At 74.9% G+C, this 16,394-nt stretch carries 13 protein-coding genes and 3 pseudogenes; 12 read left to right on the top strand and 4 right to left on the bottom strand.

Annotation, left to right across the window (positions count from 1 at the left end; genetic code table 11):
- The first annotated feature begins 94 nt into the window (after positions 1–94).
- Positions 95–826, top strand: coding sequence for a 16S rRNA (uracil(1498)-N(3))-methyltransferase (locus tag E1200_RS05570; protein ID WP_131950702.1), 732 nt, complete (start codon positions 95–97; stop codon positions 824–826).
- 25 nt (positions 827–851) lie between these two features.
- Here the strand turns inward: E1200_RS05570 and E1200_RS05565 are convergent, their stop codons facing one another.
- Together E1200_RS05565 and E1200_RS05560 are read right to left on the bottom strand one after the other, a co-directional pair.
- Positions 852–1,580: a hypothetical protein gene (locus E1200_RS05565; protein WP_131950701.1), complete on the bottom strand. Its 729-nt coding sequence runs from the start codon at positions 1,578–1,580 to the stop codon at positions 852–854.
- Positions 1,577–2,119, bottom strand: coding sequence for a SigE family RNA polymerase sigma factor (locus E1200_RS05560; RefSeq protein WP_229808129.1), 543 nt, complete (start codon positions 2,117–2,119; stop codon positions 1,577–1,579). Before E1200_RS05560 ends, E1200_RS05565 begins: the two co-directional genes overlap by 4 nt.
- A 346-nt stretch (positions 2,120–2,465) precedes the next feature.
- On the opposite strand from E1200_RS05560, the gene E1200_RS05555 reads away from it, so the two are divergent.
- From E1200_RS05555 to E1200_RS05540, 6 genes and pseudogenes are all read left to right on the top strand, one after another.
- Positions 2,466–2,807, top strand: coding sequence for a histidine triad nucleotide-binding protein (locus tag E1200_RS05555; protein WP_131950699.1), 342 nt, complete (start codon positions 2,466–2,468; stop codon positions 2,805–2,807).
- 145 nt (positions 2,808–2,952) lie between these two features.
- Positions 2,953–3,684 (top strand): annotated as a pseudogene (locus tag E1200_RS34655) (PhoH family protein); the annotation flags it as partial.
- Positions 3,673–4,467, top strand: a pseudogene (locus E1200_RS35345) (LAGLIDADG family homing endonuclease); the annotation flags it as partial. The pseudogenes E1200_RS34655 and E1200_RS35345, both read left to right, overlap by 12 nt.
- A 294-nt stretch (positions 4,468–4,761) precedes the next feature.
- Positions 4,762–5,106: pseudogene (locus E1200_RS34645) on the top strand (PhoH family protein); the annotation flags it as partial.
- Complete coding sequence (ybeY, locus tag E1200_RS05545; RefSeq protein WP_131950697.1) at positions 5,106–5,579, top strand: rRNA maturation RNase YbeY; 474 nt, start codon at positions 5,106–5,108, stop codon at positions 5,577–5,579. The pseudogene E1200_RS34645 and the gene ybeY, both read left to right, overlap by 1 nt.
- The gene (locus tag E1200_RS05540) at positions 5,579–6,922 is read left to right on the top strand and encodes a hemolysin family protein (protein ID WP_207933195.1); all 1,344 of its coding nucleotides are present in this window, start codon (positions 5,579–5,581) and stop codon (positions 6,920–6,922) included. The genes ybeY and E1200_RS05540 overlap by 1 nt, the downstream gene beginning before the upstream one ends.
- A gap of 18 nt (positions 6,923–6,940) precedes the next feature.
- On the opposite strand, the gene E1200_RS05535 is transcribed toward E1200_RS05540, so the two are convergent.
- Positions 6,941–7,273: a cytidine deaminase gene (locus E1200_RS05535; protein WP_131950696.1), complete on the bottom strand. Its 333-nt coding sequence runs from the start codon at positions 7,271–7,273 to the stop codon at positions 6,941–6,943.
- A gap of 139 nt (positions 7,274–7,412) precedes the next feature.
- Here E1200_RS05535 and E1200_RS05530 point away from each other — a divergent pair, with 139 nt between their 5' ends.
- The 3 genes from E1200_RS05530 (at position 7,413) to era (ending at position 14,021) form a co-directional block, all read left to right on the top strand.
- Positions 7,413–9,545, top strand: coding sequence for an MMPL family transporter (locus E1200_RS05530; protein WP_131950695.1), 2,133 nt, complete (start codon positions 7,413–7,415; stop codon positions 9,543–9,545).
- Between the two features lie 52 nt (positions 9,546–9,597).
- Positions 9,598–13,014, top strand: coding sequence for a BTAD domain-containing putative transcriptional regulator (locus tag E1200_RS05525; RefSeq protein ID WP_131950694.1), 3,417 nt, complete (start codon positions 9,598–9,600; stop codon positions 13,012–13,014).
- A 92-nt stretch (positions 13,015–13,106) separates the two neighbouring features.
- Positions 13,107–14,021, top strand: a complete 915-nt coding sequence (gene era / locus E1200_RS05520) for a GTPase Era (protein ID WP_131950693.1) — start codon at positions 13,107–13,109, stop codon at positions 14,019–14,021.
- On the opposite strand, the gene E1200_RS05515 is transcribed toward era, so the two are convergent.
- Entirely contained in the window at positions 14,012–14,839 is an 828-nt protein-coding gene (locus E1200_RS05515; RefSeq protein WP_131950692.1) for a hypothetical protein, read from the bottom strand. The two genes, era and E1200_RS05515, sit on opposite strands and share 10 nt — an antisense overlap.
- 101 nt (positions 14,840–14,940) lie before the next feature.
- Here E1200_RS05515 and E1200_RS05510 point away from each other — a divergent pair, with 101 nt between their 5' ends.
- Together E1200_RS05510 and ddaH are read left to right on the top strand one after the other, a co-directional pair.
- Positions 14,941–15,552, top strand: a complete 612-nt coding sequence (locus tag E1200_RS05510) for a TerB family tellurite resistance protein (protein ID WP_165950204.1) — start codon at positions 14,941–14,943, stop codon at positions 15,550–15,552.
- Position 15,553: 1 nt separating this feature from the next.
- A complete protein-coding gene (gene ddaH / locus E1200_RS05505) occupies positions 15,554–16,378 on the top strand; it encodes a dimethylargininase (protein ID WP_131950690.1) in 825 nt (274 codons plus the stop codon).
- The last annotated feature ends 16 nt before the right edge of the window (positions 16,379–16,394 follow it).

Here is a 16,394-nt window from a genome sequence, read left to right as displayed (position 1 = left end):
GGTGGCGGCGGCCTACGACGAGGGCCGCCGCGGCGAACCCTAGCGGGGCGGTACGGGAACCCATGAGCGAAGCTGCCTCCCGCGGAGCCGGCGGGTGAGCCCGCCGGTCTTCATCGCCGGGACGGACGCGCTGGAGCGCGGCACCGTCGTCCTCGACGGCGCCGAAGGACGGCACGCCGCGACGGTGCGGCGGCTGAGGCCCGGTGAGCGCGTCGACCTGACCGACGGCGCGGGCCTGCTGGCCGAGTGCGTCGTCACCGAGGCCGGCCGGACGTCCCTCACCTTGGACGTGCTGGCCCGGCACCGGCAGCCGCCGCCGGCGCCGCGCATCGTGGTCGTCCAGGCGCTGCCGAAGGGCGACCGGGGCGAGCTGGCGGTCGAGACGATGACCGAGGTCGGCGTGGACGAGATCGTCCCGTGGTCGGCGGCGCGCTGCGTCACCCAGTGGCGGCCGGAGCGCCGCGAGAAGGCCCTCGGACGCTGGCGCGGCACCGCCCGCGAGGCCGGCAAGCAGGCCAGGCGGAGCCGCCTGCCGCAGGTGGCGGATCTCGCGACCACCGCCCGCGCCGCCGAACGGATCGCCGCCGCCTCCCTGGCACTCGTGCTCCACGAGGAGGCCGATACGCCGCTCAGCACGGTGGAACCCCCCGCGGAGGGCGAGATCGTCCTGGTGGTGGGCCCCGAGGGCGGCATCACCGCCGAGGAACTGGAGCGGTTCGCCGCGGCGGGCGGCCGCCCGGTGCGCCTCGGCCCCACCGTGCTGCGGACGTCGACGGCGGGGGTGGCGGCCGCCGCCGTCATGCTGGCGGCGGCCGGCCGCTGGTAGGCGCGCGCCTCCGGCGCGGGCCCGCTCAGGGGGTGCCGGCCGCTCCGGTGGTTCCGGCGGCGCCCTGCCCGGCGCCCTGCGAGGTCTCGCTCGGCGGGGGCGACGTCGGCGGCTGGCTGGGCTGCTCCGGCTCGGGAGTCGTGGAGGCCGGCGGGCTCGGCGTCGTGCTCGGCTGCCGCGACGGGCTGTCGCTCGGGCACGGCGCGGACGCGGGGGCGTCCTCCGGCGTCGCGCCGGGCGACGCGGTGGCGGTGGCCGTGCCGGGCGGCGGCTGGATGCTGCACGACGACAGCCCCGGCGAGGAACTGGAGCTCGGCGTCCGCGAGGTGCTCGGGGAACCGGAGGTGGAACCGCCGGGCGTCGAGGGGTTCGGGAACTGCGGGTCGCCGCCCGTGGCGGTGTGGCTTCCGGCGGCGTGATCGTGCTCGCTGCCCGACGGGCCCTTGTTGCCGACGGACTCCTGGATGAGGTCGATGGTCTGCGGTGCGGTGACGCCGAGCCCGGCGATCGCCACCGCGGCGGCGAGGGCGAGCACGGGGCGCGTCCAGCCGGCGGTGAACCGGTCGAACCCGAGACCGCCGAGCCCGAACGCGCCGGCCCCGAAGCGGCCCGGCCCGAACCGGCGGCCGGGGTTGTCGGCTATCCGGGCCCGGATCCGCTCCAGGCCGTCACCTGCGGGGTTGACCGAGTCCGCCTCCGCGTGCAGGGCGCGGCGGAGGATCTCGCCGTGCTCGTCGTGGGGGTCGGTGGTCATGAGAATTGCTCCAGGACGTTTCTCAGCGCGGTCATGCCGCGTGCCGTATGACTCTTCACGGCGCCGCGGGAGATGCCCATCGCGCTGGCGATCTCCGCTTCGGACAGGTCGGCGTAGTAGCGCAGGACGAGCGCCTCGCGCTGGCGGGCGGGCAGCCGGGACAGCGCGTCGATGACCGCCGACCGCTCCAGCTCCCCGATGGCGCCGGCCTCCGCGCTCGGCGCGTCCGGCAGGCCCTTGGGGGCGTACTTCTCCACGACGGCGCGGTGCCGGAGCACCGATCGCGACCGGTTCACCACCGACTGGCGCAGGTACGACAGGGCCTTGTCGGGGTCGCGGAGGCGCCGCCAGCCGCCGTGCATCGCCACGAACGCGTCCTGGACGACCTCCTCGGCCGTTCCCGCGTCCCGGACGAGCATGGCGGCGAGCCGCACCAGCGAACGGTAGTTGGCGCTGTAGAGCGCGGTCACCGCCTGATCGGCGTCCCAGGCGACGGCCACCGCCCCCGCCGTGCCCCTGGCCACGAGGGTCTCGGTCACGTCAGTTGGACGCGCACCCTCGTCGATGGGTTTACGAAAGGGCATGTCCTGGTTTGCCTCGGTCACCTGTCCGCCGCCTTTGCCGTCCCCGGCCGCCCGTGTGCACGGGCGCCCTCGGAGCGGCGTGGATAAGGCGCGCCCCGCCGGGTCCAGACGTGCCGCAAATGCCTTGCGAACCGGGGGGTACGCCTTGAGCTGACAACCATAACGAGTGGGCGGTGGGAATGCCGACCGCTACGCGAGGTCGATGGCCGAACCCTACCGACGACCGGCGCCCGCGGGGCACGGGGTCGCGGGTCTCGGTAGGATTCCGGGGCGGTCTCGGGCCGCCGGCGAGGGGAGAGGGATGACCGACTGCCTGTTCTGCAAGATCGTTTCCGGGGACGTGCCGGCGAAGGTCGTCCGGGAGTCGGCGGGCACGGTGGCGTTCCGCGACATCAACCCGCAGGCGCCCACGCACGTGCTGGTGATCCCGCGGGCGCACCACGCGAACGTCGGCGACCTCGCGGCCGACGCGGAGCTGCTCGCCGAGGTGGTGCGCGAGGCCCACCAGGTCGCGGTGGACGAGGGCATCGCCGACACCGGCTACCGGCTCGTGTTCAACACCGGCGCGCAGGCCGGCCAGACCGTGTTCCACGTGCACGGCCACGTCCTCGGCGGCCGCGGCCTGAACTGGCCGCCCGGCTGACGTCCCGCCCGGCGGCCGGGCCGGGTGCCCGGGGGGCGGGAAAACCATCCGCGCCGTGTCGGAGGCGGCCAGTACGATGGAACCGACACACCTGGACACCCGGAGCAGACAGAAGGCAGGTCTGAGAGGCCGCAAGGCCCGGCTGATGGTCGAATCAACTCACCCGAGGTCGGCACGCGCGGGGCGTGACGACCGCACAGGCGCACAGTCCCAGATCAGGATCGTGGTGCCGGACGACCACTCGATGGTGAGCCTGCTGGGCTCCCGGGACGAACTCCTCCACGTGATCGAGCAGGCGTTCGGCGACGGCATCGACATCCACGTCCGCGGCAACGAGATCACCGTGACGGGCCCCGAGGCGGAGACCGACCTCGTCTCCAGGCTCTTCACCGAGATGCTCGCCCTGCTGAAGGGCGGCACCCAGCTCACCCCGGACGCCGTCGAGCGCAGCCTGGCGATGCTGCGCGGCGAGAGCGGGGCGCGGCCCGCCGAGGTCCTGACGCTGGACGTGCTGTCCAGCAGGGGCCGCACGATCCGCCCGAAGACGCTGAACCAGCGCCGCTACGTCGACGCGATCGACAAGCACACGATCGTGTTCGGGATCGGCCCGGCCGGTACCGGCAAGACGTACCTGGCGATGGCGAAGGCCGTCCGCGCGCTGCAGGACAAGCAGGTCAACCGGATCATCCTCACCCGGCCCGCCGTCGAGGCGGGGGAGCGGCTCGGGTTCCTGCCCGGCACGCTCTACGAGAAGATCGACCCGTACCTGCGGCCCCTCTACGACGCGCTGCACGACATGGTCGACCCCGACTCGATCCCGCGCCTGATGGCCGCCGGCACCATCGAGGTCGCCCCGCTGGCGTACATGCGCGGCCGTGCGCAGCCCATCTTCACCCGCGTCCTGACGCCTGAAGGGTTCCGCCCCATAGGTGAGCTGGAGGTTGGTGACCTCGTCATGGGCTCGAATGGGAAGCCGACGCCCGTGCTGGGTGTCTACCCCCAGGGCGAGAAGGAGATCTTCCGACTGACGGCACAGGACGGAGCTTCCACTCTGTGTACGGCCGATCACTTGTGGTCCGTCCGGACCAGGGCGGATCGCCGGAGGAACAAGCCCAACCGTGTCCTGGAGACACGGGAGATGATCGGCAACCTGCGGGCTGCGCATGCTCGCCGGTACGAACTCCCTCTCCTGGATGCGCCCGTTCACTTCCCCGCCCGCGATGTCCCGATGGATGCCTACGCGCTTGGGCTGCTGTTGGGAGACGGGTGCCTGACGGGTTCCACGACGCCGAGTTTCTCGACGAATGACCCGGAACTCGCCGGGGCCCTGGAATCCCTGCTTCCTGGGGTCGCCGTCCGGCACAGGCGGGGACCGGACTACGTGCTGAACCGAATCGCCGAACCCGGCCAGGTCATTACCATCGAGAACCCGGTTACAGGTGTCATGCGCCGACTGGGGCTATGCGGGTCCAGGTCGGACACCAAATTCATACCGGCGGAGTATCTGCACAATTCCGCAGAGGTCCGGCTCGGGGTCCTCCAAGGACTTCTGGACGCGGACGGCGGGCCCGTGACGCAGGATGCCCGCACTTGCCGTATCCAGTACACGACCACATCCCGGCGGCTGCGAGATGACGTGCTCTTCCTCGTCCGGTCGCTCGGTGGCGTCGTGTATCACCGTGTGCGCCCTCTGGCGGGGCGTGCTCCTGGACGTGCCAAGGGCCGTGCGGTGCACTACCGGCACGACGCCTTCATCCTCGACCTGCGCTTGCCGCCTGAGATAGTGCCGTTCAGGCTTGAGCGGAAGGCAGAGAAGTATCGGGCGGCGGGCGGCGGGCGGCCGATGCGTTTCATCGATTCGATCGAGCCTGCAGGCAAGGCGGAAGCGGTCTGCATCCAGGTGGCGGCAGCGGACTCGCTGTACGTCACGGAGGACTTCCTCCTGACCCACAACACCCTGAACGACTCGTTCATCATTCTTGACGAGGCGCAGAACACCTCGCCCGAGCAGATGAAGATGTTCCTGACCCGGCTGGGGTTCGGCTCGAAGGTCGTGGTGACCGGCGACGTCACGCAGGTCGACCTGCCGAACGGGCAGCAGAGCGGGCTGCGCGTCGTCCAGGACATCCTGGACGGCGTCGACGACATCCACTTCTGCCGCCTGGACAGCCGCGACGTCGTGCGGCACAAGCTCGTCACCGACATCGTCGACGCCTACAACCGGCACGCCGAGCAGCAGGTGCCGGAGCTGCAGCGGGACGCCGCGGGCCGCGGCGGCTCCCGCAAGCGGGGGCGGTAGTGAGCATCGAGGTGCTGAACGAGTCGGGCGCCGAGGTCGACGAGAAGGCCATCGCCGGCCTGTCCCGGCACGTCCTGGACGGCATGCGCGTCCATCCGCTGGCGGAGCTGTCGATCCTGCTGGTCGACGAGGCCGCGATGACCGAGCTGCACGAGAAGTGGATGGACGAGCCCGGCCCCACCGACGTGCTGTCGTTCCCCATGGACGAACTCCGCCCGGGGCACATGACCGGCGGCGACGAGGACGACGAGGCCGACCCCGGGCTGCTCGGCGACGTCGTCCTGTGCCCGGCGGTCGCCGAGAAGCAGGCGCGCAAGGCGGGCCACAGCAGGGCGGACGAGCTCGAACTGCTGTGCACGCACGGCATCCTCCATCTGCTCGGCTACGACCACGCCGAGCCGGAGGAGCACCGGGAGATGTTCGGCCTGCAGGCCGAGCTGCTGGCGTCCTGGCGGGAGAAGCGCGGCGGCTGATGAGCACCTCGCAGGCGTGGCTGTCCGCTTTGGCGGTGGGCCTGGTCTTCATGGCCGGCCTGCTCGCGAGCACGGAGGCGGCGCTGGCCCGCGTGTCGCGCGTCACCGTTGAGGAGATCGTCCGCGAGGGGCGGCGCGGCGCGGAGCGGCTGGCCGAGGTCGTCGCCGACCCCGCCCGCTACGTCAACATGGTCCTGCTGCTGCGCATCGCGTGCGAGCTGGTCGCGACCGTGATCGTCGCGGACCTGTGCATCTCCTGGCTGGACGAGACCTGGCGCGCCTACGTCACCGCCGCCGCGGCCATGATCCTGGTCAGCTACGTGGTGATCGGGGTCGCGCCGCGCACGCTCGGCATCCAGCACGCCGACCGGATCGCGCTGGCCGGCGCCGCGGTGATCCACCCGGTGACGCGGGTGTTCGGGCCGCTGCCGCGGCTGCTGATCGCGCTCGGCAACGCTCTCACCCCGGGCAAGGGGTTCCGGGAGGGGCCGTTCGCGTCCGAGGCGGAGCTGCGCGACCTGGTGGACCTGGCCGAGCAGCGCAGCCTGATCGAGCCGGTCGAGCGGGAGATGATCCACTCGGTGTTCGAGCTGGGCGACACCCTCGTCCGCGAGGTGATGGTGCCGCGCACCGACATCGTGTTCGTCGAGCGCGGCAAGACGCTGCGGCAGGCGATGTCGCTGGCGTTGCGCAGCGGCTTCTCCCGCATCCCGGTCGTCGGCGAGAACGAGGACGACGTCGTCGGCATCGCCTACCTCAAGGACGTCGTCCGCCGCAGCCAGGAGCACCGCGCGGGCGAGTCGGTGGAGACGGTCGACTCGGTGATGCGGCCCGCGACCTACGTCCCCGACAGCAAGCCGATCGACGAGCTGCTGCGGGAGATGCAGGCGCGGCAGATCCACCTCGCGATCGTCATCGACGAGTACGGCGGCACCGCCGGCCTGGTCACCATCGAGGACATCCTGGAGGAGATCGTCGGGGAGATCACCGACGAGTACGACCGGGAGACGCCGCCGGTGACCTGGCTGCCGGACGGCGCCGCGCGGGTCACCGCCCGCCTCCCCGTCGAGGACCTCGCCGAGCTGTTCGACGTGGAGATGGACACCGAGGAGGTCGAGACCGTCGGCGGGCTGCTCGCCCACGCGCTCGGCCGCGTCCCCATCGAGGGCTCCACCGCGCAGGTCGGTGCCCGCGACGACGGCGGTCCCGTCCTGTCCCTCAAGGCCGAGACGATCGCCGGGCGCCGCAACCGCGTCGGCACCGTCCTGGTGCGGCGGCTGGACGGCGGCGACGGCGACGCGGCGGCCGAGGCGGACGCCGGGAAGGCCGACCAGGCCCGTTGAGTAGGCCCCCGGGGGGCGTCAGAGGGTCGTCTTGAGGGTGCCGTCGGGTCCGGCCACGAGGACGGGGGCCTTGGCGCCCAGGTCGCGCACGGCGGTGACGTCGGCCGGGGCGGGCGCGTCCGCGGCGGTGACGACGGCCGCGGCCTCCAGGTCCTCGGCGCCGCTGGACACGGCCGTCGCCACCGCCACCTGGAGCGCCGAGAGCTTCAGCGACGGCAGGTCCACGCTCGTCGCGGCGTAGGTGCGGCCCGTCTCGTCGCGGACCGCGGCGCCCTCGGGGGCCCCGTTGCGGGCCCGCGCCGCCCTGGCCAGGGTGATGATCTTCGCGTCCTCGGGGTTCAGCTCGCTCACGCCCCCAGCGTACGGGCATCGCAAGCGGCACTTGCGGTCCGCCGGCCGCCTGCCGGTCACTCGCAAGTCACCGCCAAGTGTCCGGCAAGGGCCGCGCGTGATGCTCGGGGCGTACGCAACGCTGATCCGGGGGAGAACGATGTCCCGTCTGCTCTACCGACTGGGGAAGGCCGCCGCGCTGCGGCCCTGGCGGTTCATCGCGGCATGGCTGGCGATCGTCGCGGTGCTGGGCGGCCTCGCGGGCGTCGCGGGCGGCGCCCTGCACGACGACTACACGCTGCAGGGCACGGGGTCGCAGCAGGCCACCGACCTGCTGGAGGAGCGGTTCCCGGCGCTGTCGGGTGCCGACGCGCGGGTCGTGGTCCACGCCCGCTCCGGGACGGTCGACCAGGCGGCGCTGGCGGCGGCGGCCGGGGAGCTGCGCGGGATGCCGCACGTCAGCGTCGTGGACCCGCCGCTGCCGAGCCGGGACGGGGCGACCGCGCTGCTGACCGTCCGGTACTCGGTGCCGGTCACGGACCTGAAGCCGGCGGAGACCCTCGACCTGCTGCGATCCGCGACGCGGGGCCTCACCGCCGCCGGCCACCGGGTCGAGTTCGGCGGCCAGGTGCCGGAGAACGTGACGGCGCCGAGCGGTGTCGCCGAGGCGATCGGGGTCGGCGCCGCGCTGGTCGTGCTGCTGCTGGCGTTCGGCTCGGTCGCGGCGGCGGGGCTGCCGCTGGCGGTGGCGCTGGCGGGGCTGGGCGCCGGGGTGTCGGGGATCACGCTGCTCGCCGCGTTCACCGACGTGGCGTCGACGGCGCCGACGCTGGCCACGATGGTCGGGCTGGGCGTCGGCATCGACTACGCGCTGCTCATCCTGACCCGGCACCGCGAGGGCATGGCGGAGGGCCTCACCGTGCCGGAGTCGGTGGCGCGGGCCAACGCGACCGCCGGCCTGTCGGTGATCTTCGCCGGCTGCACGGTGCTGCTGGCGCTGTGCGGGCTGGTGCTGTCGCGGATCCCGGTCTTCATGACGATGGGCTTCACGACGGGGCTGGTCGTCACGGCGACGATGCTGGGCGCGGTCACGCTGCTGCCGGCCCTGCTGGGGCTGGCGGGAAACCGGGTGCTGCGCCGCCGCGACCGGGCGGCCGGCGCGGCGGTCGCCGTCGAGTCGCCGCGGATCCGGCGGTGGGCCGAGCACGTGGGGCGGCACCCCTGGCCGTGGCTGCTGGCCGCGTCGGTGCTGATGCTGGCGCTGGCCGCCCCCGCGCTCGGGATGCGCACCTGGCCGAGCGACGCCAGCAGCGAGCCGGCGTCCAACACCGTCCGGCAGGCGTACGACCTCGTCGCCGACGCCTACGGGCCCGGCGCGAACGGGCCGCTGGCCGTCGCCGTCGACCTCACGGAGGTGGAGCGGGCGGCGCTGCCCGGCCTGGGCGAGCGGCTGGCGGGCACCGACGGCGTGACGTCCGTCGCGCCGCCCCGGCTGTCCGCGGCCGGCGACGCCGCGGTGATCATGGTGACGCCGGAGTACGGGCCGCAGGACGAGCGGGTGACCGGCCTCGTCGACCGGATCCGCGCGGACGTGCTGCCGCCCGGCTCGGAGATCACCGGGCTGACCGCCGCCTACGTGGACCTGTCCCGGGTGCTGGCGGACCGGCTCTGGCCCGTGATCGGCGCGGTCGTCGCCACCTCGTTCGTCATGCTGGTGATCGTGTTCCGGTCGGTGCTCGCGCCGCTGAAGGCCGCCGCGCTGAACCTGCTGTCGATCGGCGCCGCGTACGGGGTGCTCACCGCGGTGTTCCAGTGGGGCTGGGGCGCGGAGCTGCTCGGGCTCCCGCACAGCGTCCCGGTGTCGAGCTTCATCCTGCTGCTGCTGTTCGCGGTGCTGTTCGGGGTGTCGATGGACTACGAGGTCTTCCTGCTGTCGCGGATCCGGGAGGCGTGGCTGCGCAGCGGCGACGCCCGCGGCTCGGTGGCCACCGGCCTGGCCGCGACGGGCCGGGTCATCTCCAGCGCCGCGCTGATCATGGTGGCGGTGTTCCTCGGGTTCGCCGCCGACCCCGGGCTCGTCGTCAAGCAGATGGGGGTGGGGCTCGCGGTCGCCGTGGCGCTGGACGCGACGGTCGTCCGGCTGGTGCTCGTGCCCGCCACGATGTCGCTGCTCGGGCGGGCGAACTGGTGGCTGCCGCGGCCGCTCGCGCGGATCCTCCCGGAGGTCGGCGTGCACGGCGGATCCGCGCCCCCGGCGGTGCCCGAACGCGAGGTCGAACCCAGCCGCACGTAACGCGCCGATCGACCACGATGGGCGGGCATGCCCCGGTTAGGCTGAACGGGACATGCCGCCTGTCGTACGCGTTCTCGGGGCCTTCGCCGCCGAGGTTGCGGGAGAGCCCGCCGACCTCGGCGGCCCCCGGCAGCGCTCCGTCCTCGCGCGGCTCGCCGCCGCGCGGGGCCGGATGGTGACCGCCGACCGGCTCGTCGAGGACCTGTGGGCGGGGACGGCGCCGTCCCGCGCCGCCGCCGGCCTCCAGTCGTTCGTGTCCCACCTGCGCCGGGCCCTCGAACCGGACCGGGCGCCCCGCACGCCCGCGACGGTGCTGGTCACCGAACCGCCGGGGTACGCGCTGCGGCTGCCGGACGCGAACGTCGACGCCTGGCGGTTCGACGCCCTGATCGACGAGGCCGCCGGGCTGCTGGCCGCGGACCCGGCGCGGGCCCGCGGCCGTGCCGAAACCGCGCTCGCCGCGTGGCGCGGCCCCGCGTACGCCGAGTTCGCCGCCCTGCCGTGGGCCGCCGCCGAGGCCGCCCGCCTGGACGAGCGCCGCCGTCTCGCCGTCGAGCGCCGCGCCGAGGCGATGCTGCGGCTCGGGCTCGCGGCGGAGGCCGTCCCCGACCTGGAGACCCACGCCGCCGCCGACCCGCTGCGGGAGGAGGCGTGGCGGCTGCTGGCCCTGGCCCTCTACCGGGCGGGCCGCCAGGGCGACGCGCTCGCCGCGCTCCGCCGCGCCCGCGCGACCCTCACCGAGGAGCTCGGCGTCGATCCCGGCCCGGCACTGCGCGGCCTTGAGGCCGGCATCCTGACCCAGTCGCTCGACCCGGAGCCGCCCGAGCGGGGCAAGGCGGTGGTCCGCGGCGCACGGCCCGTGCCGCGATCCGTGCCGCGATCCGTGCCGCGATCCGTGCCGCGACCGGTGCTGCGGCCCGTGCCCGATCCCCGGAAGGACGCGCCCGCCTTCGTCGGGCGCGTCGAGGAGCTGGCCCGACTGGACGAGGCCGCCCGCGGCGCCGCCACCGGGCGGGGCGGCACCGTCCTCGTCGCCGGTGACGCGGGCATGGGCAAGACGGCCCTCGCCGAACGGTTCACGCGGAACCTGGCCGAGCGCGGCTGGACCTGCGCGTGGGGCCGGGCCCCGGAGACCGGGGGAGCGCCCGCGGCCTGGCCCTGGGCCGAGCTCCTCCGCGAACTGGCCGCCGCCGCACCGCCCGACGCCGGGCTGGCCGCGCGCCTGGGGCCGCTGCTGGACGACGCCGTCACCGCGGGCGCGGACGCCGACGTCGGCACGGGCCGGTTCCGGCTGCAGCTGGCCGTCGGCGACTACCTCGCCGGGCTCGCCGGCACGGCGCCGCTGCTGCTCGTCCTCGACGACCTGCACTGGGCGGACGACGAGACCCTCGCGCTGCTCGTCCGGCTCGCCGGGCGGCTGCGGGACCGGCCCGTCCTGCTGCTGACGACCTTCCGGCAGACCGAGGTCGAGGGCGGGCTGGCGACCGCGCTCGCCCACCTCGCCCGGCACGAGCCGCTGCGGATCGAGCTCGGCGGCCTGTCCGCGGCCGAGGTCGCCGCCCTCGTCCGCGGCACCGGCGCCACCGGCCTCGGCGCCGCGGAGCTGTCCGCCATCGCCGAGCGGACCGGCGGCAACCCGTTCTTCACCCGGGAGACGGCCCGGCTCATCGACGCCGAGGGCCTGCCCGCCGCCGCCCGGCGGGTGCCCGCCGGGGTCGGCGACGTGCTGCGCCGCCGCATCGCGCGGCTCCCCGCGCCCGTGCAGAACGTGCTGCGCGACGCGGCCGTGGTCGGCCGGGACGCCGGCCTGGCCGTGCTGTCCGACCTCGCCGGCGACGAGGAGACCGTCATCGACGCCGTCGAGGCCGGGCTGCGCAGCGGACTGGTCACCGAGCCGGCCCCCGGCCGGATGCGGTTCGCGCACGCGCTCGTCCGCGACACCCTCTACGACGGGATCTCCCGCGCCCGCCGCGCCCGGCTGCACGGCCGCGTCGCCGCGGCGCTGGAACGGCACGCCCCCGGCGAGGTCGCCGCGATCGCGCACCACTACTTCGAGGCGGGCACCGACCCGGAGCGGGCCGTCCGGTACGCCCGGCGCGCCGCGCAGGCCGCCGAGGCCCGCTTCGCGCACGGGACCGCCGCCGAGCTGTGGGCCCGCGCGGTCGAGGCCCTGCGCGGGCAGGGCCCGGAAGCGGCCCGCGACCGGCTGGAGGCGGAGGTCGCCGCGATCCGGGCGGCCGCGCTCGCCGGGAACGTCGTCGACGCCCGCGACCGGCGGCTCGCGGCGATCGCCGACGCCCGCGCGTCCGGCGACGTCCGCCTGCTCGCCCGGATCATCGTGAGCTTCGACGTCCCCACCCTCTGGACGAGCCGCGAGTACGGCACTCTCGACCACGCCGTCGTAGAGGCCGCCGAGGAGGCGCTCGCGCGGCTCCCCGAGGACGAGCCGGAGCTGCGCGTCCGGCTGCTGACCACGCTGGCGATCGAGCTGGAGGGCGAGCCGCACGACCGGGGGGCCACCGCGTCCGGCGAGGCCGTCCGCACCGCCCGCGCGCTCGGCGTCCCGGAGCTGCTCGCCGTCGCGCTGAACGGCGCCTACGTCAACGCGTACCGGTCCGCGGACGGGCTGGCCCGCCGGCACCGGATCGCCTCCGAGCTGCTCGACCTCGCGACCCGCCACGACCTCGCCACCTACCTCGTCCTCGCGCACCTGCAGCTGCAGCAGGCGGCCCTGTCCGCCCTCGACCCGCCCACCGCGCAGCGGCACCTGGAGGAGGGGCGGCGCCTCGCCGACCAGTACGGGCTGCCGCTGCTCGCCGAGATCGGGAGCTGGTACGCCGGGCTGACGCACGCCTTCACCGCCACGTTCGAGGAGGCGGAGCGCGCGTACGAGCGGCTGACCGAGGCCATCGGCCGGACGAGGATCTGGTCGAGCGAGCGGGCCGTGGGGCTCCTCGGCGTCTTCTGCCTGCGGCTCGTCCAGGGCCGGACGGCGGAGATGCTGGACGGGTCCGCCTGGCTCCACCGCCAGTGGGGCCACGTCGGGGCCACCGCCGACCTGCACGCCCTCGCGCTGATCGCCGCCGGCCGCACCGCGGAGGCCGAGCGGGTCGTCGCGGGGGCCGGCCCCGTCCGCCTCGACTACTTCTTCGACCTCACCATGCCGATCCGGGCGCTGCGCGCGACCGCGCTCGGCGACCGCGCCCTGGCCGGGGAGTGCTACGCGGCGCTGCTGCCCTACGCGGACCAGTTCACCGGCGGCGGGACCGCCATCGGAACCCTCGGTCCGGTGGCGCACGTCCTGGGCGATCTCGCGAGCTTCCTCGGCCACCCCGCCGGCACCGCCGCCGCCCACTACCGGAAGGCGGCCGAGGTCGCGTCCCGGCTCGGCGCGACCCTCTGGGCGGAGCGGGCCGACGCCGCGGAGAACGCCCTCGGCACGCCGGCCGCGCAGCACGCCGGCGGGTGACCCCGGCCACGCGCCGGCCCCGCCGCGGGCACCCGGCTGGCTCGATGGGCCGCCGCCGTGCCGGCATGCGCGACAATTGAACGGTGACAGTGATGGGCAGTGGGGTGCGCGAGGGGTATCGGGCCGGGTTCGCCTGTTTCATCGGGCGGCCCAACGTCGGCAAGTCGACCCTGATGAACGCCCTGGTCGGGACCAAGGTGGCGATCACCAGCAGCCGGCCGCAGACGACGCGCCGCGCGATCCGGGGCATCGTGCACCGGCCGGACGCGCAGCTCGTCGTCGTCGACACCCCGGGCCTGCACAAGCCCCGGACGCTGCTGGGCGAGCGGCTCGACAGCCTGGTCCGGTCCACGCTCACCGAGGTGGACGTGATCGGCTTCTGCGTGCCGGCCGACCAGCCCGTCGGGCCCGGCGACCGGTACATCGCCCGGGAGCTGGCGGGGGTGAAGAAGACCCCGGTCGTCGCGATCGTGACCAAGACCGACCTCGTCCCGCCCGAGCGGGTGGCCGAGCAGCTCCTCGCCGCCGGGGAGCTGGGGGAGTTCGCCGACATCGTGCCGTGCTCGGCCGAGACCGGCTTCCAGGTCGACGTCGTCGGCGACCTGCTGATCTCCCATCTGCCGGACGGCATGCCGCTCTACCCGGAGGGCGACCTCACCGACGAGCCCGAGCAGCTCCTCGTCGCCGAGCTGATCCGCGAGGCGGCCCTGGAGGGCGTCCGGGACGAGCTGCCCCACTCCATCGCCGTGGTCGTGGACGAGATGGGCCCCCGCGAGGGCCGCGACGACCTCGTCGACATCTACGCGCACCTGTTCGTCGAGCGCCCGAGCCAGAAGGGCATCATCATCGGGCACAAGGGGGCGCGGCTGCGCGAGGTGGGCGCGGCGGCGCGGCGGCAGATCGAGGCGCTGCTCGGCAGCAAGGTCTTCCTCGACCTGCGCGTCAGCGTCCTGAAGGACTGGCAGCGCGACCCCAAGCAGCTCCGCCGGCTCGGGTTCTACGACTGATCCCGCTTCGGCTCGCCCGGCCCGCCGGACGGTTCGTCCCCGGCCGGCCGCCCCCACGCCTGGTCCTCCTGTGGCCAGCCGGCGTCCGGTTCGGCCGGCCGGTGGTGCTGGTCCGGGTACTGCTGCGCCGGGTACTGCTGGCCTGCGTACCGCTGCTCGGCGTACTGCTGGTCCGGGTACTGCTGGTCCGGGTACCGCTGGTCCGCGTACTGCTCCGGCCGCCCCTGGGACGGCCTGGACGTCCGGTCGGCGACGGTGCGGGCGAGGCTGAACGCCGCCACCAGCAGTGACGCGACGACGGCCACGTACCAGCCGTACCGCAGGCTGATCTGGTAGCCGAAGTCCAGGCCGCTCTGGGGAAGGTTGTCGCGGACGTCGCCGAGCCGCACGACGAAGACGCCGCAGACGAGCAGTGCGAGCGTGCCGGGGATCGCGGCGAGCGCGCCGATCCGCGCGTCCCGCCCGATCAGGTCCCAGGCGGCGAGCGCGATCGCGGCCACCGCCAGGACCGGGACGGCCACGACCGTGGTGTCGGCGTCGATGCCCGCGAGGCTGCCGAGGTCGCGGCCGATCGGCCGCCCGAACAGCTCGACGATGATCTGCGCGTGGGCCCACGGCAGGAACGCCGACACCAGCAGCACCGCGGCGGCGGCGAGCGTGGCGGCGATCCAGACGGTGCCGCGCCGGCCCCCGGGCGCCGGGGCGGCGGGGGCGGGTTCCCACACGTCTTCGGCGGCGGGCGGATAACCGTCCACGGGCGGCAGGAAGGACGGGCGCGACCGCTTGCGGCCCGCTTCGGAACCCAGGTCACCGGTCATGGACCCAGCGTAAATGCATGAACGGCATTGCCCGGTACGACCACGTCGCACCGTGGGGCTCGGTAGTTTGGAACGAAGTCCGTTATGGGAGGAGATCCCCGGTGTTGCTCGTTTTCGGCCTTACGGCGGTGTCCCGCACCGTCGGCCAGGGGACGTTCCACTGCCCGCGGTGCGGGGGCGACCGTGCCTTCCGGAGGCGCGCCGGGCGCCGCTGCTTCTCGATCTTCTTCGTCCCGCTGGTGCCGCTGTGGCGGCTCCGGGAGGACGTGGAGTGCCGCACGTGCCGGGGCCGCTTCCCGGTGGCGGCGCTGCGGACGCCGACCGCGCGGCAGCTGGCCGAGGCCCTCGCCGCGGGCATGCGCGCCGCCGCGGCGCTGGTGCTGCGCGCCGGCGACCCCGCCGACCCGGCGGCCCGCGCCCGCGCCGTCGCGATCGTGACCGGCTACGGCGAGCCCGGCTACGACGAGGCCGCCGTCAACGCCGACCTCGCGGAGCGGCGCACGTTCCTGGAGCGGGAGGTCGTCCGCGCCGGGACGCAGCTCGCCGTGGAGGCCAAGGAGTGGTTCCTCGCGCAGGCCGTCCGGATCGGGCTCGCGGACGGGCCGCTCGGCGAGGGGGAGCGGCGGGAGCTGCACGGCATCGCGGACCTGCTCGGCATGTCGCCCGCCTACGCGCTGGGCGTGATCGTGACGACCGAGGGGGCGTCGCGCTGACATGACCCCCGTCGTCGACACGGGTCCCGCCGCGGCAGCGGTCCCCGCCGCCCGGACGCGCGGCGCCGGGGGCGCGGCCGGGCGGGCGCTGGTCCGGGCGCCCGGCCCGCGGCTGGCCGAGGGGATCGTCACCCACGCCGACCGCCGCCCCGTGGACGTGGCGCTCGCCGCGCGCCAGCACGAGGCGTACGTCGCGGCGCTGCGGTCGGCCGGCTGGCGGGTACGGGCGGTCGCCCCCGCCGACGACCAGCCCGACGCCGTCTTCATCGAGGACGCGCTGGTCGTCTGCGGCGACGTCGCCGTCATCGGCCGCTCGGGGGAGGAGCGCCGCCGCGGCGAGCGCGCCGGCGCGGAGCGCGCCGCGCGGGAGCTCGGCCTGCGGATCGAGCGGATCGAGGCGCCGGGCACCCTGGACGGCGGCGACGTGCTCCAGGCCGGCGACACCGTCTACGTGGGGCGCGGCACCCGGACGAACGAGGAGGGCATCTGCCAGCTGGCCCGGTTCGTGGGCGGGCGGCGGCTCGTCCCCGTGGACTTCGGCGGCTGCCTGCACCTGAAGTCGGCGATGACCGCGCTGCCGGACGGCGGCCTGATCGGCGTGCCGGAGCTGGTGGACACCTCGGTGCTGCCCTGCCTGCGGGTGCCGCGCGAACCGGCCGGCGCCCACGTCGTCGTGCTCGGGCCGGACCACGTCCTGATGGCGGCGTCCGCGCCGCGCACCGCCGCCCGGCTCGCCGCCGACGGGTGGCGCGTCACGAGCGTGGACATCGGCGAGTTCGAGGCCCTCGACGGCTGTGTGACCTGCCTCTCCGTGCTCGTCCCCTGACCTGGCGGGGGAATGG

The sequence above is a fragment of the Actinomadura sp. GC306 genome (assembly GCF_004348665.1).
Classification (GTDB): Bacteria; Actinomycetota; Actinomycetes; order Streptosporangiales; family Streptosporangiaceae; genus Spirillospora.
The sequence above is the reverse complement of the archived record's forward strand: the minus strand, read 5'-3'. Positions and strand labels throughout refer to the sequence as shown.

What these genes read in the sequence shown, in the direction of transcription:
- E1200_RS05565 (WP_131950701.1), bottom strand. Translation starts at nt 1,580, where the DNA reads ATGACCACCGACCCCCACGACGAGCACGGCGAGATCCTCCGCCGCGCC.
- E1200_RS05555 (WP_131950699.1), top strand. Translation starts at nt 2,466, where the DNA reads ATGACCGACTGCCTGTTCTGCAAGATCGTTTCCGGGGACGTGCCGGCG.
- E1200_RS05540 (WP_207933195.1), top strand. Translation starts at nt 5,579, where the DNA reads ATGAGCACCTCGCAGGCGTGGCTGTCCGCTTTGGCGGTGGGCCTGGTC.
- E1200_RS05530 (WP_131950695.1), top strand. Translation starts at nt 7,413, where the DNA reads ATGTCCCGTCTGCTCTACCGACTGGGGAAGGCCGCCGCGCTGCGGCCC.
- E1200_RS05525 (WP_131950694.1), top strand. Translation starts at nt 9,598, where the DNA reads ATGCCGCCTGTCGTACGCGTTCTCGGGGCCTTCGCCGCCGAGGTTGCG.
- era (WP_131950693.1), top strand. Translation starts at nt 13,107, where the DNA reads ATGGGCAGTGGGGTGCGCGAGGGGTATCGGGCCGGGTTCGCCTGTTTC.
- E1200_RS05515 (WP_131950692.1), bottom strand. Translation starts at nt 14,839, where the DNA reads ATGACCGGTGACCTGGGTTCCGAAGCGGGCCGCAAGCGGTCGCGCCCG.
- ddaH (WP_131950690.1), top strand. Translation starts at nt 15,554, where the DNA reads ATGACCCCCGTCGTCGACACGGGTCCCGCCGCGGCAGCGGTCCCCGCC.